At 71.3% G+C, this 24,865-nt stretch carries 24 protein-coding genes; 10 read left to right on the top strand and 14 right to left on the bottom strand.

The genetic code is table 11. The annotated features are described in order from the left end of the window. The first annotated feature begins 89 nt into the window (after nt 1-89). Nucleotides 90-1,322, top strand: a complete 1,233-nt coding sequence (locus N5875_RS08350) for an MFS transporter (RefSeq protein ID WP_338499118.1) — start codon at nt 90-92, stop codon at nt 1,320-1,322. On the opposite strand, the gene glgX is transcribed toward N5875_RS08350, so the two are convergent. Continuing rightward, entirely contained in the window at nt 1,291-3,411 is a 2,121-nt protein-coding gene (gene glgX / locus N5875_RS08345; protein ID WP_318206282.1) for a glycogen debranching protein GlgX, read from the bottom strand. The two genes, N5875_RS08350 and glgX, sit on opposite strands and share 32 nt — an antisense overlap. A gap of 138 nt (nt 3,412-3,549) precedes the next feature. Here glgX and N5875_RS08340 point away from each other — a divergent pair, with 138 nt between their 5' ends. The 4 genes from N5875_RS08340 (at nt 3,550) to N5875_RS08325 (ending at nt 8,092) form a co-directional block, all read left to right on the top strand. Then, nucleotides 3,550-4,434, top strand: coding sequence for a Tat pathway signal sequence domain protein (locus N5875_RS08340; protein WP_338492604.1), 885 nt, complete (start codon nt 3,550-3,552; stop codon nt 4,432-4,434). A 73-nt stretch (nt 4,435-4,507) separates the two neighbouring features. Beyond that, nucleotides 4,508-5,881: a copper amine oxidase gene (locus N5875_RS08335; RefSeq protein WP_338492602.1), complete on the top strand. Its 1,374-nt coding sequence runs from the start codon at nt 4,508-4,510 to the stop codon at nt 5,879-5,881. Nucleotides 5,882-5,991: 110 nt separating this feature from the next. Continuing rightward, on the top strand, nt 5,992-7,278 hold the full coding sequence (locus N5875_RS08330) for an SAV2148 family HEPN domain-containing protein (protein ID WP_318206279.1): 1,287 nt from the start codon (nt 5,992-5,994) through the stop codon (nt 7,276-7,278). Nucleotides 7,279-7,366: 88 nt separating this feature from the next. After that, nucleotides 7,367-8,092 (top strand): 3'-5' exonuclease, encoded by a 726-nt coding sequence (locus N5875_RS08325; protein ID WP_318206278.1) that lies wholly within the window; start codon nt 7,367-7,369, stop codon nt 8,090-8,092. Here the strand turns inward: N5875_RS08325 and N5875_RS08320 are convergent. Then, the gene (locus tag N5875_RS08320; RefSeq protein WP_318206277.1) at nt 8,089-8,913 is read right to left on the bottom strand and encodes an alpha/beta hydrolase; all 825 of its coding nucleotides are present in this window, start codon (nt 8,911-8,913) and stop codon (nt 8,089-8,091) included. The two genes, N5875_RS08325 and N5875_RS08320, sit on opposite strands and share 4 nt — an antisense overlap. A 45-nt stretch (nt 8,914-8,958) precedes the next feature. Then, complete coding sequence (locus N5875_RS08315; RefSeq protein WP_318206276.1) at nt 8,959-9,816, bottom strand: aminoglycoside phosphotransferase family protein; 858 nt, start codon at nt 9,814-9,816, stop codon at nt 8,959-8,961. 142 nt (nt 9,817-9,958) lie between these two features. Between N5875_RS08315 and N5875_RS08310 the strand changes: the two genes are divergently transcribed. The 5 genes from N5875_RS08310 to N5875_RS08290 all read left to right on the top strand — a co-directional run bounded on the left by N5875_RS08310 (nt 9,959) and on the right by N5875_RS08290 (nt 14,472). Beyond that, nucleotides 9,959-10,903, top strand: a complete 945-nt coding sequence (locus N5875_RS08310) for a sugar ABC transporter permease (RefSeq protein ID WP_318206275.1) — start codon at nt 9,959-9,961, stop codon at nt 10,901-10,903. Further along, complete coding sequence (locus N5875_RS08305) at nt 10,900-11,742, top strand: carbohydrate ABC transporter permease (protein WP_338492597.1); 843 nt, start codon at nt 10,900-10,902, stop codon at nt 11,740-11,742. Before N5875_RS08310 ends, N5875_RS08305 begins: the two co-directional genes overlap by 4 nt. After that, entirely contained in the window at nt 11,739-13,034 is a 1,296-nt protein-coding gene (locus tag N5875_RS08300; RefSeq protein ID WP_338492595.1) for an extracellular solute-binding protein, read from the top strand. Before N5875_RS08305 ends, N5875_RS08300 begins: the two co-directional genes overlap by 4 nt. 152 nt (nt 13,035-13,186) lie before the next feature. Then, a complete protein-coding gene (locus N5875_RS08295; RefSeq protein ID WP_338492592.1) occupies nt 13,187-13,741 on the top strand; it encodes a DUF1697 domain-containing protein in 555 nt (184 codons plus the stop codon). A 74-nt stretch (nt 13,742-13,815) separates the two neighbouring features. Beyond that, complete coding sequence (locus N5875_RS08290; protein WP_318206271.1) at nt 13,816-14,472, top strand: DsbA family protein; 657 nt, start codon at nt 13,816-13,818, stop codon at nt 14,470-14,472. 61 nt (nt 14,473-14,533) lie between these two features. On the opposite strand, the gene N5875_RS08285 is transcribed toward N5875_RS08290, so the two are convergent. The 11 genes from N5875_RS08285 to N5875_RS08235 all read right to left on the bottom strand — a co-directional run bounded on the left by N5875_RS08285 (nt 14,534) and on the right by N5875_RS08235 (nt 24,855). Then, nucleotides 14,534-15,391, bottom strand: coding sequence for a D-alanyl-D-alanine carboxypeptidase (locus N5875_RS08285; RefSeq protein ID WP_338492590.1), 858 nt, complete (start codon nt 15,389-15,391; stop codon nt 14,534-14,536). A gap of 178 nt (nt 15,392-15,569) precedes the next feature. After that, entirely contained in the window at nt 15,570-16,325 is a 756-nt protein-coding gene (locus tag N5875_RS08280; RefSeq protein WP_338492587.1) for a sirohydrochlorin chelatase, read from the bottom strand. An 11-nt stretch (nt 16,326-16,336) separates the two neighbouring features. After that, complete coding sequence (locus N5875_RS08275) at nt 16,337-17,227, bottom strand: ABC transporter permease (RefSeq protein ID WP_318206268.1); 891 nt, start codon at nt 17,225-17,227, stop codon at nt 16,337-16,339. After that, nucleotides 17,214-18,008, bottom strand: coding sequence for an ABC transporter ATP-binding protein (locus N5875_RS08270; protein WP_318206267.1), 795 nt, complete (start codon nt 18,006-18,008; stop codon nt 17,214-17,216). Before N5875_RS08270 ends, N5875_RS08275 begins: the two co-directional genes overlap by 14 nt. 33 nt (nt 18,009-18,041) lie before the next feature. Beyond that, nucleotides 18,042-19,151 carry an aliphatic sulfonate ABC transporter substrate-binding protein gene (locus tag N5875_RS08265; RefSeq protein ID WP_318206266.1) on the bottom strand — a complete coding sequence of 370 codons (1,110 nt, stop codon included), beginning with the start codon at nt 19,149-19,151 and terminating at the stop codon, nt 18,042-18,044. A 196-nt stretch (nt 19,152-19,347) separates the two neighbouring features. Next, a complete protein-coding gene (locus N5875_RS08260; RefSeq protein WP_318206265.1) occupies nt 19,348-20,691 on the bottom strand; it encodes a GTP-binding protein in 1,344 nt (447 codons plus the stop codon). Continuing rightward, on the bottom strand, nt 20,691-21,626 hold the full coding sequence (cysD, locus tag N5875_RS08255) for a sulfate adenylyltransferase subunit CysD (protein ID WP_318206264.1): 936 nt from the start codon (nt 21,624-21,626) through the stop codon (nt 20,691-20,693). The genes N5875_RS08260 and cysD overlap by 1 nt, the downstream gene beginning before the upstream one ends. Then, entirely contained in the window at nt 21,623-22,189 is a 567-nt protein-coding gene (gene cysC, locus N5875_RS08250) for an adenylyl-sulfate kinase (RefSeq protein ID WP_318206263.1), read from the bottom strand. Before cysC ends, cysD begins: the two co-directional genes overlap by 4 nt. Continuing rightward, nucleotides 22,186-22,893, bottom strand: coding sequence for a phosphoadenylyl-sulfate reductase (locus tag N5875_RS08245; protein WP_318206262.1), 708 nt, complete (start codon nt 22,891-22,893; stop codon nt 22,186-22,188). The genes cysC and N5875_RS08245 overlap by 4 nt, the downstream gene beginning before the upstream one ends. Continuing rightward, on the bottom strand, nt 22,890-23,069 hold the full coding sequence (locus N5875_RS08240) for a hypothetical protein (protein ID WP_318206261.1): 180 nt from the start codon (nt 23,067-23,069) through the stop codon (nt 22,890-22,892). The genes N5875_RS08245 and N5875_RS08240 overlap by 4 nt, the downstream gene beginning before the upstream one ends. Nucleotides 23,070-23,157: 88 nt before the next feature. Continuing rightward, complete coding sequence (locus tag N5875_RS08235) at nt 23,158-24,855, bottom strand: nitrite/sulfite reductase (RefSeq protein WP_318206260.1); 1,698 nt, start codon at nt 24,853-24,855, stop codon at nt 23,158-23,160. Between the last annotated feature and the right edge of the window lie 10 nt (nt 24,856-24,865).

Below are 24,865 nucleotides of genomic sequence, written 5' to 3'. Positions count from 1 at the left end.
CGAACGTACGTACCCCGCGAGAGGGCTTCTGTGTCATCGCCCCATGCACCCGTTCGTGTGCATCGCGTTACGTTCGCCCGATGCTCCGGATGTATCGCGACACCCTCTCCCTGCTCGGCCCGGCCCTGCCGGTCGTCTCCTTCCTCGGCCGGCTGCCCACCGCCATGTGCCAGCTCGGCAGCCTGCTGCTGGTCGCCGAGACGAGCGGCTCCCTCGCCACGGCCGGCCTGGCGGGCGGTGCGCTCGCGGCGGGGCAGACCGTCGCCGGGCCCGTCATCGGACGGCTCGCCGACCGGAGCGGCCAGCGCGGGGTCGTCCTCGCGGCCTCCCTCGCCAACGCCGTCGCCGTCACCGCCCTGGTCCTCGCCGCGCTCGCCCACGCCCCCACGGCCTGGCTGATGGTCCTCGGCGGGCTCGCCGGGGCGACCGTCCCGCAGATCGGCCCGCTCGCCCGGACCCGCTCGGTGGCCCTCGCCCGCCGCTCCGGCGCCGACGACCGGACCGTCGGTACGGTGCTCTCCTTCGAGGGCACCCTCGACGAGGTGTCCTTCGTCCTCGGCCCGGCGTTCGTCGGCCTGGCCGCCGCCCTCGCCCACCCGGCGGCCGCGCTCCTCCTCGCGGCCCTCCTGCTCGTGGTCTTCGGTACGGCCTTCGCCCTCCACCCGTCCGCGCGGGCCACCCTTCCGGAGCCGTCGGCGACCACCCGTACGGGCGCCTCCGAACGGACGCGGCTGCCCCGCTCCGCGTACGTCCTGCGCGGCACGATGGTCCTCCAGGGCGCCATGTTCGGCGCCTCGCAGGCCGGGATCACCGCACTCACCGAGGAGCTCGGCGCGCCCGCCCAGGCCGGGCTCGTCTACGCGGCGATGGGGGTCATGAGCGCCGCCGTCGGTCTCTCCATGGCGGCCGTGCCCGCCCGGATCGGACTCATGACGCGCTGGCGCGCGGCGACCGCGGCGCTCGTCGTCCTCTCCGTACCGCTGCTGTTCGTCGGTTCCCTCGGCGCCCTGTACGCGGTCGTGGTCGTCCTCGGCGCCGCCTACGCGCCGCACCTGATCACCGTCTTCGGGCTCACCGAGCGGACCGTGCCGGCCGCCCGGCTCGCCGAGTCCATGGCCTTCCTCACCAGCGGGGTCGTGGCCGGTCAGGCCCTCGCCCTGGCCGTCTCGGGCCGGCTCGCCGAGGGCCACGGCGCCCCCGCCGCCTTCGCGGTGGCGGTGGGGGCGGCCGTGGCCTGCGCTCTGCTGTCCTGGACGGTACGGGCGGCGGTACCCGGTCCCGTACGGGAACTCAGGCCGGCCGGCGCAGAACGGTCAGGCTGAGCGGCGCGAGGGTCACCCGCTCGCCGCCCACGAGCTCCGGGCCCTCCTGCGGTGGCATGCCCTCCGGATCGGAGGTGTCCACCACCGTGCGCCAGCGGGCCCCGTGACTGTCGGGGACCGCGAACTCCAGCTCCTTCGACGAGGCGTTGAACATCAGCAGGAAGGAGTCGTCGGCGATCCGCTCGCCCTGGGTGCCCGGCTCCGAGATGGCGTTGCCGTTGAGGAAGACGGTCAGCGCCTGGGCGTGCGCCGCCTGCCAGTCGCGGGACGTCATCTCCTCGCCCTCGGGCGTGAACCAGGCGATGTCGGTGAGCTCGTCGTGGGTGCCCTCCACCGGCCGCCCGTGGAAGAAGCGGCGGCGCCGGAAGACCGGATGGTCCCGGCGCAGCCGCACCATCGCCCGGGTGAAGCGGAGCAGCGTGGTCTCCGCCTCGCTGTCCGGCTTCGGCCAGCGCACCCAGGACACCTCGTTGTCCTGGCAGTACGCGTTGTTGTTGCCGCCCTGGGTGCGCCCGAACTCGTCGCCGTGGCTGAGCATCGGCACCCCCTGCGAAAGCATCAGGGTGGCGAGGAAGTTACGGGCCTGGCGGGCGCGCAGCTCGGCGATCCCGACGTCCTCGGTGTCGCCCTCCGCGCCGCAGTTCCAGGAGCGGTTGTAGCTCTCGCCGTCCCGGTTGCCCTCCCCGTTCGCCTCGTTGTGCTTGTCGTTGTACGAGACGAGGTCCCGCAGGGTGAAGCCGTCGTGGCAGGTCACGAAGTTGACCGAGGCGAGCGGCCGTCGCCCGTCGTCCTGGTAGAGGTCGGAGGAGCCGGTCAGCCGGGAGGCGAACTCGGCGAGGGTGCGCGGCTCACCCCGCCACAGGTCCCGCACGCAGTCCCGGTACTTGCCGTTCCACTCGGTCCACAGCGGCGGGAAGTTCCCCACCTGGTAGCCGCCCTCGCCCACGTCCCAGGGCTCGGCGATCAGCTTCACCTGGCTGACCACCGGGTCCTGCTGCACCAGGTCGAAGAACGAGGACAGCCGGTCCACCTCGTGGAACTGGCGGGCCAGGGTGGCCGCCAGGTCGAAGCGGAATCCGTCCACGTGCATCTCGGTCACCCAGTACCGCAGGCTGTCCATGATGAGCTGGAGCACGTGCGGGGACCGCATGAGCAGCGAGTTCCCCGTCCCGGTGGTGTCCGTGTAGTACCGGGGGTCGTTCGAGAGCCGGTAGTACGAGGGGTTGTCGAGGCCCCGGAAGGAGAGCGTCGGGCCCAGGTGGTTGCCCTCGGCGGTGTGGTTGTAGACGACGTCGAGGATGACCTCGATGCCCGCCTGGTGCAGTGCCCGGACCGCCGACTTGAACTCCAGGACCTGCTGACCCCGGTCGCCCCAGGACGCGTAGGCGTTGTGCGGGGCGAAGAAGCCGATCGTGTTGTAGCCCCAGTAGTTGGAGAGCCCCGCGTCGACCAGCCGGTGGTCGTTCACGAACTGGTGGACGGGCATCAGTTCGAGCGCCGTGACACCCAGTTCCTTGAGGTGCCCGATCACCGAGGGGTGCGCGAGCCCCGCGTACGTCCCGCGCAGCTCCTCCGGAAGGTCCGGGTGGAGCATCGTCAGGCCCTTCACATGGGCCTCGTAGATCACCGTGTGGTGGTACTCGGTGCGCGGCCGCCGGTCGTCGCCCCAGTCGAAGTACGGGTTGACCACGACCGAGGTCATCGTGTGCGGACCCGAGTCGAGGTCGTTGCGCGCGTCCGGCTTCCCGAAGGGATAGCCGTACACCGCCTCACCCCACTCGACCTGCCCCGACACCGCGCGCGCGTAGGGGTCGAGCAGCAGCTTCGCCGCGTTGCAGCGGAGCCCGCGCTCCGGGGCGTACGGGCCGTGCACCCGGAACCCGTACCGCTGACCGGGCATCACGCCCGGCAGATAGGCGTGCCGCACGAACGCGTCGGTCTCGCGCAGCTCCACCGCCGTCTCCGAGCCGTCGTCGTGGAGCAGACACAGCTCGATCCTGTGGGCGGCCTCCGAGAAGACCGCGAAGTTGGTTCCCGCACCGTCATAGGTGGCGCCCAAGGGGTACGCCTGTCCCGGCCAGACCTGCATGGATACGACTCTTCCTTTTCTGTCCGGGTTTTGTAGGTGTTCTTCGGCCGAATCCTGCCCGAAAGAGGCGCAACCTCCTAGGACTTCGCCCCGTCCTACCGGGTGACCGCAGACCTGGAGGGGGAAAGAGGGGGAAGTGTGTACGAAATAGCGCGTCGCCACCTGGGGAAGGTGGTGGCCGGAGCGGCCATGGCGGTGACGGGAACCGCCGTCGCGGTCGCGATCAGCCTGCCGAGTTCCGCGGGGGCGGACGACACACCGGGCGGCCGCGCCGCCGCCGGGGTGGGGGCGGCCGGAACCGCGGGATCGACCGGAACCGCGGGATCGACCGGAGCCTCCGGTACGACCGGACAGCAGGGCACGGACGGGACGCAGGGCGGCGACGCACAGGCGCAGGGCGCCGCGCCCGCGCCGGCGACCGTGGCCCCTGTGCCGGCCGAGGGGGAGAAGGGCGTGGGCAGCGACCCGCTCACCGACGACGAGCTCGCCCGGGCCGAGGCGCTGGCGCTGACCCCGCCCGGCGCCGCCGCCCAGCAGAACGTCGAGGGCGGCCGGGGACCCCAGCACCTGGGCACCGACCTGGCCGATCCGCTGCCGGGGGACCGCACCCGCCGCGCCGAGGTCCGCTTCTACGACTACGGGCGGGACGAGCTCATCACCCGGACCGTCGACCTCTCCACGGGGAAGGTCGAGAAGTCCGGTTCGCAGCGCGGGGTCCAGCCCTCCGCCCACCCCGAGGAGCTGCGCGAGGCCCTGGAGCTGATCCTCGCGAGCCCGCTCGGCAAGGGCGTCAAGGAGGACTACGAGGACGCCACCGGCAAGAAGCTCACCACGACCGCCCAGTTGTGGTTCAACGGCGACGTCTACCGCCCCTACCGCGAGGCGAACGTGCCCGCGCAGCTCACCCGTTGCGGCGAGCACCGGTGCGTACGGCTCGTCACCAAGGTCCTCAACGGCGCCTGGATCGACACCCGCAACCTGATCGTCGACCTCTCCGCGAGGACCGTCACCCGCGTCGGCTGACCACCGCCGCCGGTCCTCTCCCGCCGCCCCTCGGGGACGGCGGGCCGATCTCCGTACGAGGGAGTACGTTCCCATGCCCACCCCGCACAGCCTCACCCGGCCGACGCGGCGCACCCGCACCCGGGGCGCCGTCCTGACCGCGGCCGTCCTGCTCGGCACCGCGACGGCCGCCACCGCCCCCGCGACCGGGGCCACCGCGGCCCCGGGCCCGGTCCCGACGCGCACCCCCGCGGTGCCGCCGCCGTCCCCGACGCGGACGCCCGTCACGCCCGAGGCCGACTGCTCCAACGCCTACCGCATCACGCAGAAGCTCGACGGCGGCGCCACCTGGCGCATGTGCTGGCGCTACGACACCGACGCCGGGCTCACGCTCGACAAGGTGACCTACCAGCCGCCCGGCGGGGCCGCCCCCATCAAGGTCCTCACCAGCGCCCGGCTCGCCCAGATCCACGTGCCCTACGACGACGGGGGCGCCGAGTACGACGACCTCACCGGCGCGGGCTTCGGCTGGGGCCTGCAGAACCTCAAGCCGGCCGAGTGCCCCGGCGGCACCCTCACCACGGTCAAGGTGCCCGAGGTCGGCCAGATCAAGGGACTGTGCACCACCACGCGCGCGCGTGGCCACGCCTACCGCATGGCCAGCGACACCGGCGCCAAGGTGTACCAGGCGCAGGCCAAGGACCTGCTCGTCTACACCGTGAACAAGGTCGGCTGGTACGAGTACATTTCCGAATGGCGGTTCTCCAGCGACGGCACCATCGGCGCCAACGTCGGTGCCACCGGCAGCCTCTCGCCGGTCGACTACAACGCCACCGACGGCCGCGGCTGGCCCATCGGCAAGGGCTCCCGCTCCTACGCCACCAGCCACGCCCACAACGTCTTCTGGAAGCTCGACTTCGGTCTCGACGGCTCCACCAAGGACCGGATCGAGCAGTTCGACTCCACCGTCACCGCGCCCGCCCCGGGCGCCGGCGGACCGACCGTGAAGACCAAGCGCACCGTCGTCACCAAGGAGCTCGCCGGCGACGCGAAGAACATGCGCTGGTGGCGGGTGGTCAGCGGCACCGGCAAGAACACCGACGGCCACGCCCGCTCGTACGAGATCGTCCCCGGCCACACCGACACCCACGCGGGACGCGGCTTCACCAAGCACGACGTGTACTTCACGCAGGCGCGCGCCTGCGAGAGGTTCGCCAGCAACAACATCGGCAACTGCGCGCCCAACGCCGGTGACAGCGTGGACAAATGGGTCAACGGCGAGACCCTGACCAAGCCGTCCGTCTGGGTCAACATCGGGTTCCACCACGTCGCCCGGGACGAGGACCAGCAGCCCATGCCGGTCCACTGGCAGGGCTTCCAGCTCGCCCCCAGGGACGTAACCGCTATGAATCCGCTCACTCCGTCCGATCTCGCCTCCCAGAACGGGCAGCCCGATCTGGGGAGTTGAGGAAGGAGCCTGACGATCCTGCTGCACCGCCTCCCGCTCGCGGAGTACCCTTCCTTGATCGTTGTCGGACCGGTCGACACGGGCGTCCAGGAGCAGAAGGCGGTGCGCGGGTGAGCTCGGGAGGTCTGGAGCTGCCCCCAGGGGATCCGGGTCAGGAGCAGCAGGGTCCCGCCGGCCCCGCCGAGGCCCCGCCGGGAGCGGTCGCGCCGCCGGGAGCCGTGCCCCCGGGCACGGTCACCGTGGCCCGGCCGGTGGAGATAGGCGCCGAGCTCGACTGGGACGCCGAGGCCTGGAGCGAGGTCCGTACCCGCGCCCAGCGCGCCGGACGGGCCTACATCTGGCTGAACCTCGTCGAGCAGCGGCTGCGCGCCGTCGTCGCCGCCGTCCTGCGGCCCGTGTACGAACCCGTGCACGGCGAGGAGTGGGTGGTGGCCGCGGCGGGCCCGGCGGGCCAGGAGTGGGTGCAGCGGGCGGTCGCCGTGCGCGAGGTGTCGCGCCGCAAGGGCTATCTGCTCGACCCGGCCGACGACAACGTCCTCAGCTTCCTGACCCTGCCGCAGCTGCGCGAGCTGATGGTGCAGCACTGGCCCTGCTTCGAGCCCTACTTCGACGACCGCCGCGAGGTCGAGCTGGCCCTCGACGAGCTGGAGGTCACGCGCAACGTGGTCTCCCGCAACCGGGCCCTCTCGCTGACCGTCCTCGCCCAGGCCGAACGGGCCTCGGCCCGCATCCTGGAGATCCTCGGCAGCGGCGCCGGGGTGCCCTCCGCCGACCGGCTCCCCGTCGACGCGGTCGAGGACCTCGTCGGGGACCGGTACGCGGACGTGGTCTCCGTCCACCCCGACCGGGTCAGGCTCCAGCGGCAGCTGCCGGCCGAGGACCTCTTCGGCGGGGCCCGCCGCCTCGACGCCACCGGCATAGGTCTCAATCTGCTCGTGCAGAACTTCTCCGGGCGCCGCATGGTCCGGCTCGCCGAGTCCGGCTGCCGCACCCGGCTCCTCTTCCTCAACCCGGCGAGCAGCGCCGTCAAGCGCCGCGAGCGCGAACTCGGCCTGAAGAAGGGCGAGCTGAGCCGCTCGGTGGAGATGAACATCCTGCACATGCGCCGGGTCCGCTCCAAGCTCCGCGACCCGGGCGCCTTCCAGATCCACGTCTTCGACGAGACGCCCCGCTTCACCGCCTATCTGGTGGACGGCGACGGGCCCGACGGGGTCGGCGTCGTGCAGTCCTATCTGCGCCGCGCCCGGGGCATGGAGGCGCCGGTCCTCGTCCTGCGCGGCGGCGGGCGGAACGTGGTGCGCCACGGCCAGGGCATCCGTGACGGCGATCACGGACTTTTCGAGACATACCGGGAGGAGTTCGAGTCCGTCTGGCTCGACTCCCGGCCCGTCTCCTGACCCTTCGACGGGGGGAGGCCGGGGGCGTTGTCAGTGGCGCGTGCGAGGGTGGTCAACACCACGGGGGAGATCACGTAAGGAGGACCCGATGGCTTGGCACGGCGAGACGCTGGTCGGCTTCGACCTGGAGACGACCGGCACCGAACCGCTGGAGGCCCGGATCGTGACGGCCTCGATCATCGAGGTCGACGGCGGGGGACAGGTCGTACGCCGACGGGACTGGCTGGCCGACCCGGGCATCCGCATCCCGGAACAGGCCTCCGCGATCCACGGCATCAGCACCGAACGGGCGGCCGCCGAGGGCCGGCCGGTGCGCGAGGTCGCCGACGAGATCGCACAGGCCCTCGCCGCGTACTGGGAGGACGGCGTCCCGGTCGTCGCGTACAACGCCTCGTTCGACCTGACGCTGCTCTCCGCCGAGCTGCGCCGGCACGGACTGCCCTCGCTCAGCGAGCGGCTCGGCGGCGTCCCCATCGGACCCGTCGTCGACCCGTACACCATCGACCGGGCCGTCGACCGCTACCGGCGCGGCAAGCGGAACCTGGAAGCGGTCTGCGGGGAGTACGGGGTGGTGCTCGAAGCCGCCCACCAGGCCGCGGCCGACGCGCTCGCCGCCGTCCGGGTCGCCGTCGCGATAGCCGAGCGGCACCGCCAGGTCGCCGAACTGGACCCGGCCGAGCTCCATGAGCGCCAGATCGGCTGGTACCGCGCCTGGGCCGAGAACTTCCAGGCCTTCCTGCGCCGCAAGGGCGACGCGGAAGCGGTCGTCGAATCCAGCTGGCCGCTGCGCCCGGCCGTGGCGGTGGCGGGTTAGCCGTTCTCCTTGAGGAAGGAGAGCAGCAGCTCGTTCACCCTGTCCGGCTGGTCCAGCGGGAACCAGTGGCCCGCGTCCTCCACGCGCTCGTAGCGCCAGGGACCGGTGACGTGTGCACCGGTGTCCACCATCTGCCGCTCGTCGAGGAACCGGTCTCCGGTGGACCAGACGCCCATGGCCGGGACGGACAGCGGGGGAAGCACCGGGGGCTCGGCCAGCTGAGTCTCGATGGACAGCCCCGACCGGTAGATCTGGAGGGCGGCGGTCAGCCCGCCCGGAGCGCGCAAGGGCTCCAGTACGGCCTCCGCCTCCGCGTGCTCGGCGAGCATCTCGCGCAGACGCGCGAAGTCCTCGCGAGAGAGCCACTCCTCGGCGAGTTCCTCGTGCTGGAACATCGACAGGTGCCACAGGCGCTGCCGCTGCTCCCAGCCGGCGGCGAGGATCGCCGCGAGGTTGCCCACCGACATGAGGGTCGCGCTCACCACCCGGTCCGGTACGACCTGCGCGATGCCCTGCGCGAGTCCCGAGCCCCAGTCGTGGCCGACCACGTGGAACCGGTCGATCTCCAGCCGGGCGAGCAGCTCAAGCAGATCGCCGACGTGCTTGGCCGGGTGGTACTCCTCCGGACCGCCCTCGGGACGGTCCGAGGCGCCGAACCCCCGCAGCGTCGGGGCGACCGTCCTGAACCCGGCCGCGTTCAGCGCCGGGATCTGATGACGCCACAGACGGTGGCTGTCGGGGAAGCCGTGCACGAGCAGCACCGCCGGGCCCTCGCCGCTCACCTCGACGTCGAGCGTCACCTCGGACAGTTCCACGCGCATCCCAACACCCCGTTCGCCACCGGCCGGTTCGACGGGACCATGATGTCAGAACGGATACCAGCGCACCTCGGGGTCGCCGTCCCGCAGCGAGGCCACCCGCCGCTCGAATTCGGCCAGAGCCTTCGGGTTCGTCGGCGCGTGCTGCGCCACCCACGCGCAGCTCGCGGTCTCCCGCGCACCGCGCAGCACCGCACACCCCTCCCACTCCCGCACGTCCCAGCCGTACGCCCCGGTGAAGGCCTCGTACGCGGCCGGGTCCAGGCCGTACCGGTCCCGGGAGAGGGCGAGCACCACGAGGTCGTGCTCGCGCAGATCGGAGGAGAAGGTCTCCAGGTCCACCAGGACCGGGCCGTCGGGGCCGACATGGACGTTCCGGGGGAGGGCGTCGCCGTGGATCGGGCCCGGCGTCAGGTGCGGCGTCAGCGCGGCCGCCGCCGGGGCGAAGGCATCGCGCCGCTCCCGCAGGAAGGCCGCGTCCGCCGGGTCGATCGCGTCCCCCGCGAGCCGCAGCCACCGCTCGACCCCGCCGAGCAGCTCACGGCGCGGCAGCGTGAAGGCCGCCGGCTCCGGCAGGGCGTGGATCCGCCGGAGCAGCGGTGCCAGATCACGGGGCTCCGCGGGCCGCACCGCCTCGGGCAGCCGGTGCCAGAAGGTGAGCGGGTGCCCCTCGACGAGCCGCGGCTTCTCCTCGGCGGCCCGTACCGCCGGGACCTCCGCGTCGGCCAGCCAGGCGGCCAGCGCCAGCTCCCGCTCGGCCCGCTCGAACAGCTCCGCGTCCCGGCCCACCTTCACGGCGAGATCGCCCACGGCGAAGACCGCGTTCTCCCCGAGGGCCAGCAGCCGCGCCTCCGCGACCGGCACCCCCGCCGCGGCCAGGATCTCCCGCGCCCGCGCCTCGTCCATCGACTTCTCCCTACCTGTGCGTTTGAGCCAAAGTCTCGCATCCGGCCAGGTGGCACGCGCAGGTCGCCTTGACGGCCCCACGACCTGTCAGGACCATGACGGGGTTCCCAGCGGCGCGGTACCGGCGGACGGGGGTCGGATCATGAGCTCGGCGACCGCGACGAAGCGGCCGGGCCGGACGCGCACACCGCGCGCCGCCCACGGGACACGCCCGCGCGGCCCCGACTTCGGCGCCTGGTTCCTGGTGCTCCCCGCGCTGCTGCCGATCCTGGTCCTCAGCGTCGGCCCGCTGCTCTACGGCATCGCGCTCGCCTTCACGGACGCCCAGTCCGGCCGCACCCGGGCCACCGGCTGGGTGGGCACGCTCAACTTCCAGGACCTGCTGCACGACACCCTGTTCTGGGACTCCTTCCGCATCGGCGTGGTCTGGGCCGTCGGGGTCACCGTCCCCCAGTTCCTGCTCGCCCTCGGCCTCGCCCTCCTGCTCAACCAGAAGCTCCGCTTCCGATGGCTGGCGAGGGCCCTCGCCATCGTCCCCTGGGCCATGCCCGAGGTCGTCGTCGGCATCATGTGGCGGCTCGTCTACAACCCCGACGCGGGCATCCTCAACGAGACGATCCGGAACCTGGGCCTCGGTGAGGGCCGCGACTGGCTCTCCGGCCTCGCCACCGCCCTCCCCGCCGTCATCCTCGTCGGCGTCTGGGCCGGCATGCCGCAGACCACCGTCGCCCTGCTCGCCGGACTCCAGAACACCCCGCACGAACTCCACGAGGCCGCCGCCCTCGACGGCGCCGGAGCCTGGCGCCGTTTCCGCACCGTCACCTGGCCCGCGCTCAGACCGGTCGCCCTCGCCATCACCGCCCTCAACCTCATCTGGAACTTCAACTCCTTCGCCCTGGTCTATGTGCTGACCAACGGCGGACCGGGCGGCCGGACCCGGCTTCCCATGCTCTTCGCCTACGAAGAGGCCTTCCGATACGGCCAGTTCGGCTACGCCGCCGCGATGGGCTGCGTGATGATCGCCGCCGTCTCGGTGCTCATCGCCCTCTCCCTCGTACGACGGCTGAAAGGGGACCAGGACCGGTGAGCGCCCTCCGGACGAGCAGACCCGCGCGATTCGGCCAGTACGTGGCCCTCCTCGCGTATCTGGTCTTCCTCGCCTTCCCCTTCCTCTGGCTGATCTCCACCGCCTTCAAGCCCGCCCCCGAGCTCGCCTCGCTCCACCCCACCTGGATCCCGAAGGACCCCACGCTCGCCAACTTCCGGCAGGCCTTCGACGAACAGCCGCTGCTCAGGGCCGCCGCCAACAGCCTGGTCGCCGCGGTCGCCGCCGCAGTGATCGCGGTGGCCGTCGCGACCCCGCTCGCCTATGTGACGGCCCGCCACCGGGGCAGACTCGCCTCTGCCGCCACCGGCTGGGTGGTGATCAGCCAGGCGTTCCCGTTCGTCCTCGTGATCATCCCGCTCTTCCTGATCCTCAAGAACCTGCACCTCATCAACAGTGTCCTCGGCCTCGTCCTGGTCTACGTGGTCTGGTCGCTGCCCTTCGCCCTCTGGATGCTGACGGGGTACGTCCGGGCCGTCCCCGCCGAACTGGAGGAGGCCGCCGCCGTCGACGGCGCGGGCCGGCTCCGCACCCTCGTCTCGGTCACCGCCCCGCTGCTCCTCCCCGGCATCATCGCCACCGCCCTCTTCGCCTTCGTCACCGCGTGGAACGAGTTCTTCTTCGCACTCGTCCTGCTCAAGACCCCGGAGAAGCAGACCCTGCCGGTCGTCCTCACCCACTTCCTCGGCGCCGAGGGCGTCGCCGACCTCGGCCCGCTGGCCGCCGCGGCCTTCCTCGCCACCCTGCCCTCCCTCGTCGTCTTCGGCTTCCTCCAGCGACGGATCACCGGCGGGATGCTGGCCGGGGCGGTGAAGTCATGAGACGACGGATCCTCACCCTCACCGCCGCACTCGCCCTGCTCCTCACCGGCTGCACGGCGGGGAACGAGGCCCCCGAGGACGGGGTCGTACGGCTCCGATTCCAGTCACTCGCCTGGCAGAAGGAGTCCGTCGACGCCAACCGGCAGCTGGTGAAGGAGTGGAACGCCACCCATCCCGACGTCCAGATCGACTACGTCCAGGGCAGCTGGGACTCCGTCCACGACCAGCTCCTCACCTCCTTCGAGGGCGGTGAGGCGCCCGACATCATCCACGACGCCTCCGACGACCTCGCCGACTTCGCCTACGGCGGCGACCTCGCCGACCTCCGTCCCCTGCTCCCCGAACGGCTCCGCGCCGACATCCCCGCCCGCAGCTGGGAGACCACCACCTTCGGCGAGGGGATCTACGGCGTGCCGTTCCTCCAGGAACCGCGCGTGTTCATCGCCAACCGGAAGATCCTCGAATCCTCCGGCGTCCGCCTCCCCACCCCGGAGAAACCCTGGACCTGGACCGAGTTCCGGCAGATCACCCAGGACCTCACCCGCACCATGGGCCCAGGCCGGTACGCCGTCGCCTGGCCGCTCAAGGAACCCGTCTCCGTCAGCCTCAACCTGGGACTCTCCGCCGGCGGGCAGCTCTTCCACCGGGAGGCCGACGGCCGGGTGACCGTCCGCTTCACCGAGGCCGACGCCGTCGTCCCCGGCACGATCCACGACCAGGTCGTCACCGACCGCACCGCCCCGCGCACCACCCTCGGCAGCGGCGGCTCCGACACCCTCCCCGGCTTCTTCGCCGGCAAGTACGCCATGGTCCCGCTGGGCTTCGCCTATCGGCAGCAGATCGCCCAACAGGCCCCCAAGGGCTTCGAATGGATGGTCCTGCCCGCCCCCGCCGGAGACGGCGGGCTCACCCAGGGCGTGTCCCCGCAGACCCTGTCGATCGCCGAGGACAGCCCGTACAAGAAGGAGGCGGCCGCGTTCCTCGACTTCTTCCTGCGCCCGGAGAACATGGTGCGGCTCGCGCGCGGCGACTGGATGCTGCCCACCGGCACGACCGCGCTCGCCGACCCCTCGCTCCACACGGCCCGGGACGGCTGGGCGACGGGGGCGGCGGTGGCCGAACGGCTGCGGCCCGCGCCGGCGCAGTCGGTGCGCGGATACCCGGAGTGGAAGGACAAGGTCGCGACGCCCGCCTTCCAGGAGTACTACAGCGGCGCCATCGACGCCGCCGAGCTGCGCAGCCGGCTGGTGACGGACGGCAACCGGGTGCTCGCCCGCTATCAGCGCAAATGAGGCCTTCACGGAGGGTCCGGCATTACGAAAGTTTGTTGAATAAGTCACAGATGGGTGAAGGGTCTTCTCGCGGCTCCCCCTGATCGGACAGTGTTCGAACCAGCCACCGCGCCGCCCCCCACGAGGCGCGGTGGCCCGCCTACGCTGAACCCATGACGCAGACATACGCGCTCCTGCTCCGCGGCATCAACGTGAGCGGCCACCGCAAGGTGCCCATGCCGGAGCTCCGTTCCGTCCTCGAAGGGCTCGGGCACCGGGACGTCCGCACCTACCTGCAGAGCGGCAACGCCGTCTTCACCACCGACTCGGCCGCGACCCAGGACGCGCTCACCGCCGAGATCGAGGACGCGATCGAGAGCCGCTTCGGCTTCCGCGTCGACTGCCTCGTCCGTGACGCCGACTACCTGGCCGCGGTGGCCGAGGCCTGCCCGTTCCCGGCGGCGGAACTCGAAGGCAAGCAGCTCCACGCCTTCTACCTCTCCGGCCCCACCGACCCCGAGCGCTTCGCCGCGATCGACCAGGAGGCGTACGCGCCCGAGGCCTTCGCCCTCGGCGACCGGGTCCTCTATCTGTACGTCCCCGAGGGTCTCGGCCAGTCCAGGCTGGGCGACGTCCTGACCCGGCCGTCGACCGTCAAGGGGCTGGTGGTCACGGCCCGGAACTGGAACACGGTGGTCAAGCTGGTGGAGATGACACGGGGGGACTGAGGGAGCGAATGGCCCAGGGGAATGGCGTCTGATTGGACCAGGGAGGCAGGCCAATGGCTGGCTAGATTCGTCCCATGACAACCATCGAGATCCAGCCGCAGAACCAGCCCCAGTCCCCGGCCCCTACCCGTCCCACCGTCGACTTCTACTTCGACCCGGTATGCCCCTTCGCCTGGATCACCTCCCGATGGATCCTGGAGGTCGAGCGCGAGCGGGACATCGACCTCCGCTTCAAGGTCATGAGCCTGTACCTGCACAACGAGGGCAACACCCTGCCCGACTGGTACCGCGAACTCGTCGACGCCTCCATCGGACCCGTCAGAGTCGCGGCGGCCGCCGCCGAGCGGCACGGCGAGGAGATCCTGCGCCCGCTCTACACCGCGTACGGAACCCGCATCCACGAGCAGAAGCGGCAGGACTTCGACGCGGTCGTCGCCGAGGCGCTCGCCGAGCTCGGCCTGCCGGCCGAACTCGCCCTGGCCGCCGACGACCCGGCGTACGACGAGGCCGTTCGCCGCAGCCACGACGCCGGCCAGGACCCCGCCGCCGAGGCGTACGTCGGCACCCCCACGATCCACGTCGACGGCACCGTGTGGTTCGGCCCGGTCCTGCGGGCGATCCCGCGCGGCGAGCGGGCGGCCGAACTCTTCGACAGCTTCCGGGTCCTGGCCGCCCACCCCGATCTCTTCGAACTCAAGCGGACCCGCACCGGCGGCCTCGACTTCGCCTAGGGCCTGTCCGGTCGACGGCGGGGTCCGCCGAGAGAGCCGATGAACTGCTACCTGCTACCTGCTACCTGCGGAAGCCGTAGTCCAGCAGCTTCTTGACGTCGGCCGCCCGGTTCGTCTCGCTCGACGAGCCGAGCACCGTCCCGATGACCGTCTTGCCGTTGCGGGTGGCCGCGAAGACGAGGCAGTACTTGGCCTGCGGGCCCGAACCGGTCTTCACACCGATCGCGCCGCTGTACGTGCTCAGGAGCTTGTTCGTGTTGCTCCACGACATGTACCGGTAGCCACCGGTCCTCGTGGTCACCTTCTGCTTCGTGGACTTGGTCTTGACCACGGTGCGGAACGTGGAGTTCTTCATCGCACTGCTCGCGAGCTTCGTCAGATCGCGCGGCGTGGAGTAGTTGCTCCCATTGCTTATTCCGTCGAACGAGTCGAAGTGGGTGTTGCGCAGGCCCAGGTTCCTGGCCTCGGCGTTCATCTTCCCGATGAACGACTTGACCCGGGCGGCCCGCGTGGTGCCGGTGCCGAACTTGTCGGCCAGTGCGTAGGCCGCGTCGCAACCCGACGGCAGCATCAGGCCGTAGAGGAGCTGCCGGACCGTCACCTTGTCCCCGACGATGAGCCGGGCGGACGAGGCGTTCTTGGAGACGATGTAGTCGCTGTAGGCCTTCTGGATGGTGACCTTGGCGTCCAGGTTCAGGTTCCGCTGGGCCAGGACCACCTTCGCGGTCATGATCTTCGTGGTGGAACCGGTCGACCGGCGGGTGTCCGCGGCCTTCCCGAACAGCGTCGCGCCCGTCCCGTTGTTCATGACGAAACCGCCCGGGGCGGTGATCGACGGGGCGGGCGGCGGCGCGGCGTACGCCTGGCCCGTGAAGAGGCCGCCGGCCAGGACGGCCGAGGCCGTGATCGTGACGGTCACGGCTCTGCGTACGCCGAGTGTCGAAGTGATCAAAGTCTTCTGCCCTTGGTAGGTACCGATGTCTTCCGGGCCCGCAATGGCCCGGCGCACAGAAGACGTCCGAGAGGGGTCGATGGATGCACGGCGCGGCCATGAAGTTCATCGCATCCGCCGCCCGGCCGAATTGTCGGACGGGGTCCTAGGCCGAGTGGGCCACGGCGGCGCGGGCCGCGTGGGCGGCGTCGTAGCGCTCCAGGAGCAGCCGGGCCAATTCCGGGGCGGGGCCGAGGACATCGGCGAGGACGTCCGCCTCCGCCGCGCCCGCCGCGATGCGGTCCGGGAGACGGCCGGGGGCGATCACGTACGGGGCGACGGCCACCCGGCGGACGCCCGGGTCGGCCCGCAGGGCCCGTACGGCGTCCTCCGTACGGGGGACGCCTCCGGCACACACAGCGGAGGCGAACGCGGGCCGCACGGAGCACCAACCGGTGCGCCGCAGCTCCCGCGCCGTTTCTGCGATCACCGCGATCGCCTCCGGGTCCGTGGAGCCCGCCGAGGCCAGGACGACCCCGGTCGCGCTCTTGTCGCCGGGCGTGAGCCCGGCCTCGTACAGCCGCCGTTGCACCGCTTCGACGAGCAGCGGCGAGGGGCCGAGGACCTCCGCCTGGCGGACGCGCAGGGACGGCGGCGCCTGGCGCAGTACGGCGGGGATGTCGGCCTTCGCGTGGAAGGCCCGGGTCAGCAGCAGCGGCAGGGCCACCACGTCCCGCACCCCGTCGGCGGCGAGCCGGTCGAGCACCCCCGGCACCGACGGCAGGTTGAAGTCCAGGAACGCCGTCTCCACGCGCAGCCCCGGCCGCAGCGCGCCGGCCCGGCGCACCAGCGCCTGGACGGTCGCCGCGTGCCGCGGGTCGCGGCTGCCGTGGGCGACGACGAGAAGGACGGGTCGGTTCATGGTGGATCGGCTCACTTCACCAGCAGGCCGCGGCTGCGGAGCACCCAGCGCTCCAGCGGGCTGAAGATCAGCAGGTCGATCGCGATGCCGACGACCAGGATCAGGATGATCGCCAGGAAGATGCCCGCCATGTCGATGTTGTTGCGGCCGTTCTCCAGGAGCTGGCCCAGGCCGAGGCCCAGGTCGGGGGAGGAGGCGATGATCTCGGCGGCCATGAGCGAGCGCCACGAGAACGCCCAGCCCTGCTTGAGCCCGGCCAGATAGCCCGGCAGCGCGGCCGGCATGACGATGTACCAGGCGCCCTTGAAGCCGGTCGCGCCGAGCGTCTGGCCGGCCCGCAGGAAGAGCGGCGGGACCTGGTCGACACCGGAGACGAGGCCGTTGGCGATCGAGGGCACCGCGCCGAGCAGGATGACCGCGAACATCATGCTGTCGTTGAGGCCGAGCCACAGCACGGCCGGTGCCACCCAGGCCACCGAAGGCAGTGACTGGAGACCCGAGAGGATCGGGCCGAGCGCGGCCCGGACGAAGGCCACCCGGGAGACCAGGAGTCCCAGCGGGGTGCCGATCGCGAGCGCCATGAGGAAGCCGAGCAGCGCGCGGGACACGCTGGTCCACAGGACGTCGAGGAGTGTGCCCTGCAGCCACATCGTGGTCAGGCTGTCCCACACCGCGGACGGGGCGGGCAGCTTGTACTCGTCGGTGACCTTCGCCGTGACGAGCAGCTGCCAGACGACCAGGACGAGCGCGACGGCGACGAGCGGCGGCAGGACCTTCTTGACCAGCACCTCGCGGACCGGGGTCCGGCGGATCTGCACACTGTCCAGGGCGTCCAGGCCGGCTTCGAGCCCGGCGAGGTCGTCGGTCTTCCGCGGATTCGCGGTGGTGTCAGTGCTGGCCATGACGGCGGATCTCCCCACGCAGGTGCTCGGTGATCTCGAGGGACAGCTCCGCGACGTCGGAGTCCTCGATACGGCGCGGCTGAGGGATGTCGATGGTCCACTCGTGGGCGATCCGGCCCGGCCGGGACGACAGCAGGATGACGCGCTCGGCCAGCCGCACGGCCTCGCGCACGTTGTGGGTGACGAAGAGCACCGACAGCTTCGTCTCCCGCCAGATCCGGGTCAGTTCGTCGTGCAGTACGTCCCGGGTGATGGCGTCGAGCGCGGCGAACGGCTCGTCCATCAGGAGCAGATCGCTGTCCTGGGCGAGCGCGCGGGCCAGCGCGACCCGCTGGCGCATGCCGCCGGACAGCTCGTGCACCCGCTTCCCGTACGCGCCGCCGAGCCGGACCAGTTCGAGCAGCCGCTCCGCCTCGGTCCGCCGGTCGTTCTTGGGCACCCCGCGCAGCCGCAGGGCCAGTTCGATGTTCTTGCCCGCGGTGAGCCACGGGAAGAGGGCGTGCTCCTGGAACATCAGGGCCGGCCGGCCGCCGGGGGTCTCGATGGACCCCGCGGACGGCCGGTCGAGCCCGGCGACCAGGTTGAGCAGTGTGGACTTGCCGCAGCCCGAGGCGCCCAGAAGGGTGACGAACTCGCCCGGGGCGACATCGAGCGAGATGTCGTCGAGGACGAGCTGCCCGCCGGCGGGTCCGCCGAAGGACTTGGAGACATGCTCGATGCGGGCGGCATGGGTCACCGCCGCACGGTCCTCGGCCTTGGCGAGCGTCGCGGTCGTGGCCATGGTCGTCACCTCCTGGAGATCAGCTGCGGGCTGTTACTTCGCGCCGAGACCGGCGTCGGAGACCTCGGGCTGCCCCGCGGCCTTCAGGACCTTGTTGAGCGGCTTCAGGTCGTAGATGCCGCGCAGGTCGGGCTTCTCCAGGAGACCGGCCTTCACCGCGTGGTCGGCCTGCGCCTGGAGCGTGGCGGCCAGCGGGTCGTTGGTGAACCGGATGGACGGCCACGCGGCGTCGATCACCTTCGCGCCCAGCGCCTTGCCCGAGAGGTCCTTCAGCTTGGCGTTGGCGGAGGCCTTCGCCTCGTCCGGGTTGGCGTTGATCCACTCGTTGGTCTTCGCCGCGCCGCGCAGGAAGGCCTCGACGACGTCCGGGTGCGCGCTCAGGAACTTCTGCGACACGATGATGTTCGTGATCACGAACTTCTTGTCGGGCCACAGGTCGGACTCGTCGAGGAGCACCTTCGCCCCGTCGCTGACCAGCTTCGACGCGGTCGGCTCGGGCACCCAGGCGCCGTCGATGGCACCGGAGAGGAAGGCGTTCGGGGTGACCTTGTTGTCCGTGCGGACCACGGAGACGTCGCCCTTGCCGCTCTGGGCGTCGACCTTCCAGCCCTTCTCGGAGATCCAGTTGAGGAAGGCCACGTCCTGCGTGTTGCCGAGCTGCGGCGTGGCGATCCGCTTGCCCTTGACGTCGTCCAGGGTCTTGATCTTGTCCGGGTTCACCACGAGCTTCACCCCACCGGAGGCGGCGCCGCCGATGATGCGCAGGTTGGAACCCTGCGTCTTGACGTAGCCGTTGATGGCCGGCGAGGGGCCGATGAAGCCGATGTCGATCGAGCCGGCGTTGAGCGCCTCGATCTCGGAGGGGCCGGCGTTGAAGGTGGTCGGCACCAGCTTCGTGCCGCCCAGCTCCTTCTGGAGGATGCCCTCCTGGTCGCCCACCAGGGCGGTCGCGTGCGTGAGGTTGGGGAAGTACCCGAGCCGTACGGTGTCGGCGGAGAGCTTCTCGCCCTCGGCGACCACCTTCTTCTCGTCGGTCTTGGCCTCGGAGCCGTAGCCGCAGGAGGCGAGTGCGCCGATGAGCAGCGGCAGAGCGGCGGCGGCGGCGAGGCCGCGGCGCAGGGTGGTACGGGTCGTGGCAGGCACGGGAGGTTTTCCCCTCGATTCAGCGTTTTCGAAGTCTGCTTCTATGTCGTTCGGGGTGGAGCGGGGTCGCGCCGCGCATGCGGCGCGTCGAGGTCAGCACGCACATCGCGCGACGCCTCCCATGCCCGCACCGAGGGCGCCGGAGCCCACCCGGCCGCCCTCCTTCGCGAAGGTGGCGTAGACGTTCTCGCTCATGTCAGAAGTCCCACCCTTCCTCGTCCTCGACGACCGCGACGGCCTTGGCGGTGGCGAAGGACTCGCCCGCCATGCCCGCCGCGAGCGTGGTGCCGTCCGCCGGGTCGATCAGCAGGAACGAACCGGTGCGGCGCGAGTCGGCGTACGCGTCGAGCGCGAGCGGCTCGGCGGTGCGCACCACGACCCGGCCGATGTCGTTGGCGACCAGCTGCCCCGGGTTCGGGTGCTGCGACAGGTCGTCCAGGGTCAGCCGCGACGGGATCTCCTTGACGATCGCCTTGACCGTGCGGGTGGTGTGCTTCAGCAGCACCCGCTGGCCGACGGCGAGCGCCCGGTCCGCCACGTGGCAGACGGTCGCCTCGATGTCCTGGGTGGTCGCCGGGGCGTCACCGCTCGGGGCGAGCAGGTCGCCGCGCGAGATGTCGATGTCGTCGGCGAGCCGGATGGTGACCGACTGCGGGGCCCAGGCGATGTCCACGGCCTCGCCGAGGGCGTCGATCCCGGTGATCGTGGAGGTCTTCCCCGACGGCAGGACGGTGATCTCCTCGCCGACCCGGAAGGCGCCGGCGGCGATCTGACCGGCGTAGCCCCGGTAGTCGGGGTGCTCGGCGGTCTGCGGGCGGATCACGTACTGCACGGGGAACCGCGCGTGGCAGGCCGTCAGGTCGTGGCTGACCGGGACGGTCTCCAGGTGCTCCAGGACCGTCGGGCCGCCGTACCAGTCCATGTTCGCGGACGGCTCCACGACGTTGTCGCCGGCCAGCGCGGAGATCGGGATCGCGGTGATCTCCGGGACGCCGAGCTCGGAGGCGTACGTCGTGAACTCCTCGGCGATCGCGGCGAAGACGGGCTCCCGGTACTCGACCAGGTCCATCTTGTTCACGGCCAGGACCACGTGCGGCACGCGGAGGAGCGCGGCGACGGCCGCGTGCCGGCGGGTCTGCTCGACCACGCCGTTGCGGGCGTCGACGAGGACCACGGCCAGCTCGGCGGTGGAGGCACCGGTCACCATGTTCCGGGTGTACTGCACGTGCCCGGGGGTGTCGGCGAGGATGAAGCGGCGGCGGGGCGTCGCGAAGTAGCGGTAGGCCACGTCGATGGTGATGCCCTGCTCACGTTCGGCCCGCAGACCGTCGGTGAGGAGCGCCAGGTCGGGGGCCTCCTGGCCACGGGAGCGCGAGGCGTGCTCCACGGCCTCCAGCTGGTCGACCAGGACCGACTTGGAGTCGTGGAGGAGGCGGCCCACCAGGGTGGACTTGCCGTCGTCGACGGAGCCGGCGGTGGCGAAGCGCAGCAGGGTGGTGGCCGCCAGCTGCTCGGTCAGCTGCTCGGTGGACGTGCTCATTAGAAGTACCCTTCGCGCTTGCGGTCTTCCATCGCGGCCTCGGACATCTTGTCGTCGGCGCGGGTCGCGCCCCGCTCGGTGAGCCGGGAGGCGGCGATCTCGGCGATGACGGCGTCCAGCGTGGTGGCGTCGGAGTCGACGGCGCCGGTGCAGGACATGTCGCCGACGGTGCGGTAGCGGATCAGCCGCGTCTGCGTGGTCTCGGACTCCTTCGGGCCGCCCCAGTCGCCGGCCGTCAGCCACATCCCGCTGCGGGCGAACACCTCGCGCTCATGGGCGAAGTAGATCTCCGGGAGCTCGATCTTCTCGCGCTGGATGTACTGCCAGACGTCCAGCTCGGTCCAGTTGGACAGCGGGAAGACACGGACGTGCTCGCCGGGGGCGTGCCGGCCGTTGTAGAGCTGCCACAGCTCGGGGCGCTGGCGGCGCGGGTCCCACTGCGAGAACTCGTCACGCAGCGAGAACACCCGCTCCTTGGCGCGGGCCTTCTCCTCGTCGCGGCGGCCGCCGCCGAAGACGGCGTCGAAGCGGTGCTGCTGGATCGCCTCGGTGAGCGGCACCGTCTGCAGCGGGTTGCGGGTGCCGTCGGGGCGCTCGCGCAGCTTGCCGGCGTCGATGTACTCCTGCACGGAGGCGACGTGCAGCCGCAGGCCGTGCTTGGCGACCGTGCGGTCGCGGTACTCCAGGACCTCGGGGAAGTTGTGCCCGGTGTCGACGTGCAGCAGCGTGAAGGGGATCGCCGCGGGGGCGAAGGCCTTCAGCGCCAGGTGCAGCATGACGATGGAGTCCTTGCCGCCGGAGAAGAGGATCACCGGCCGCTCGAACTCGCCCGCCACCTCACGGAAGATGTGGACGGCCTCGGACTCCAGGGAGTCGAGGTGCGACAGCGCGTACGGATTGTCGGTGCTGTCGTGAACATGGGCGACGGTGGTCACAGCAGACCCCTCTCGGTGAGCAGCGCGTGGAGCTGCGCCGCGGACTCCTGCACGGTCTGGGTGTGGGACTCGATCCGCAGATCCGGATCGCGCGGCTCGTCGTACGGGTCGTCGACGCCGGTGAGGCCGCTGATCTCGCCGGCGGCCTGCTTGGCGTAGAGACCCTTCACGTCGCGTACGGAGCAGACGTCCACCGGGGTGGCGACGTGCACCTCGACGTAGGGCGTGCCTTCGGAGGCGTGGCGCTTGCGGACCGCCTCGCGGCTGTCCTCGTACGGGGCGATGACGGGGACGAGGGCCTTCACGCCGTTGGAGGCGAGCAGCTCCGCGACGAACCCGATCCGCTGCACGTTCGTGTGCCGGTCCTCGCGGCTGAAGCCGAGGCCCGCGGAGAGGAACTCGCGGATCTCGTCGCCGTCGAGCACCTCGACGCGGTGGCCCTCCTCGCGGAGCCGGCCGGCCAGCTCGTACGCGATGGTGGTCTTGCCGGCGCTCGGCAGGCCGGTGAGCCAGATGGTGGCACCCGTCACGTGCTTCTCCTGAACTTCCTGAGTGTCCGTCATCCGTGCAGCCCGCATTCGGTCTTGCCACGGCCCGCCCAGCGTCCGGCGCGGGCGTCCTCGCCCTCCAGGACGCGGCGGGTGCAGGGGGCGCAGCCGACGGAGGCGTAACCGTCCATCAGGAGCGGGTTGGTGAGGACGCCGTGCTCCGTGACGTACGCGTCGACGTCGTCCTGCGTCCAGCGGGCGATGGGGGAGACCTTGACCTTGCGGCGCTTCTCGTCCCAGCCGACGACCGGGGTGTTCGCCCGGGTGGGGGACTCGTCGCGGCGCAGCCCGGTCGCCCAGGCGCTGTACCGGGTCAGGCCCTCTTCGAGGGGCTTGACCTTGCGCAGCGCGCAGCACAGGTCGGGGTCGCGGTCGTGGAGCTTCGGGCCGTACTCGGCGTCCTGCTCGGCCACCGTCTGACGCGGAGTCAGGGTGATGACGTGGACGTCCATGACGGCGTCCACGGCGTCACGGGTGCCGATGGTCTCCTCGAAGTGGTAGCCCGTGTCGAGGAAGACGACGTCCACGCCGGGCCGGACCCGGGAGGCGAGGTGGGCGACGACCGCGTCCTCCATGGAGGAGGTGACGCAGAAGCCCTCACCGAAGGTGTCCACGGCCCAGCGGAGGATCTCCAGCGCGGAGGCGTCCTCCAGATCGCGGCCGGCCTGCTCGGCGAGTGCCTTGAGGTCGGCCGTGGTCGTGTCGTGAGTCGTCGTCATATCTCTTTCCCTCCAGGGGTGTTGCCCGAAGTTCCGGGGGCGAGCAGCCCCAGGAACTTCAACTGGAAGGCTCGACTGCACGCGGCGCATTCCCAGGCGCCGTGACCCTGCTCGTTGGGACGCAGGTCCTCGTCGCCGCAGTAGGGGCAGAAGAAGGGGGCCGCACGCTCGCTCACAGTGCCTCCTTGTTCGCTTCTCCGCCCGCGCGGCGGAGAGGTGCGGCTTTCGCTGTCGTCCGCAGCCCGGCGGCCGCGCGTGCGTCGCTCACGAGAGCGCCTCCTCGGAGGCGCGGGCCGCCCAGGTCGCGAAGCGCTCGCCGGTCTCGCGCTCCGCCTGGAAGCGCTTGAGGACCCGCTCCACGTAGTCGGGGAGCTCGGTCGCGGTGACCTTGAGGCCGCGGACCTTGCGGCCGAAGCCGGCCTCCAGGCCGAGCGCGCCGCCCAGGTGCACCTGGTAGCCCTCGACGCGGTTGCCGTCGTCGTCCAGGACCAGCTGGCCCTTGAGGCCGATGTCCGCGACCTGGATGCGGGCGCAGGCGTTCGGGCAGCCGTTGATGTTGATCGTCAGCGGCTCGTCGAACTCCGGGATGCGGCGCTCCAGTTCGTCGATGAGCGAGGCGCCGCGGGCCTTGGTCTCGACGATCGCGAGCTTGCAGAACTCGATGCCGGTGCAGGCCATCGTGCCGCGCCGGAACGGGGTCGGGTTCACCCGTAGGTCGAGCGCCTCCAGGGCGGCGACGGCCGAGTCGACCTGCGCCTCCTCGACGTCGAGCAGGATCATCTTCTGGTCCGCGGTGGTCCGCAGACGGCCGGAGCCGTGCTGCTCGGCCAGGCCGGCGATCTTGGTCAGGGTGGCGCCGTCGACCCGGCCCACGCGCGGGGCGAAGCCGATGTAGAAGCGGCCGTCCTGCTGCCGGTGCACGCCCATGTGGTCGCGCCACTGGCCGGCGGGCTGCTCGGGGGCGGGGCCGTCGGTGAGCTTCCGCTGGAGGTACTCGTCCTCCAGGACCTGGCGGAACTTCTCCGGGCCCCAGTCGGCGACGAGGAACTTCAGACGGGCGCGGTTGCGCAGCCGCCGGTAGCCGTAGTCGCGGAAGATCGAGATGACGCCCGTGTAGACGTCCGGGACCTCGTCGAGGGAGACCCAGGTGCCGAGGCGGACGCCCAGCTTGGGGTTGGTGGAGAGACCGCCGCCGACCCAGACGTCGAAGCCGGGGCCGTGCTCCGGGTGGTTCACGCCGACGAAGGCGATGTCGTTGATCTCGTGCGCCACGTCGAGCTGCGGCGAGCCGGAGACCGCGGACTTGAACTTGCGGGGCAGGTTGGAGAAGTCCTTGTTGCCGACGATCCGACGGTAGATCTCGTCGATCGCGGGCGTGCCGTCGATGATCTCGTCGGCCGCGATGCCGGCCACCGGGGAGCCGAGGATGACACGCGGGGTGTCGCCGCAGGCCTCGGTGGTGGAGAGGCCGACCGCCTCCAGGCGGTTCCAGATCTCGGGGACGTCCTCGATGCGGATCCAGTGGTACTGGACGTTCTGCCGGTCCGTGATGTCGGCGGTGCCGCGGGCGAACTCCTCGGAGATCTCGCCGATGACCCGGAGCTGCTCGGTGGTCAGCCGGCCGCCGTCGATACGGACGCGGAGCATGAAGTACTCGTCGTCCAGCTCCTCCGGCTCCAGGACACCCGTCTTGGTGCCGTCCAGACCCTGCTTGCGCTGGGTGTAGAGGCCCCACCAGCGCATGCGTCCGCGCAGGTCGTTGGGGTCGATGGAGTCGAATCCGCGCTTCGAGTAGACCGTCTCAATACGTGTCCGTACGTTGAGACCGTCGTCGTCCTTCTTGAACTGCTCATTGCCGTTCAGGGGGGTGAAGTGCCCCACGGCCCACTGACCCTCGCCACGGTGGCGCCCGGTCTTGCGGCGTGCGGCGGCGGGAGTGGGGTTTTCCGGGGTGGCGGCCATGGCGTCTTGT

The sequence above is a fragment of the Streptomyces sp. SJL17-4 genome (genome assembly GCF_036826855.1).
Lineage (GTDB): Bacteria > Actinomycetota > Actinomycetes > Streptomycetales > Streptomycetaceae > Streptomyces.
Note: the sequence above shows the minus strand (reverse complement) of the source record. Positions and strands in the feature narration are given on the sequence as shown.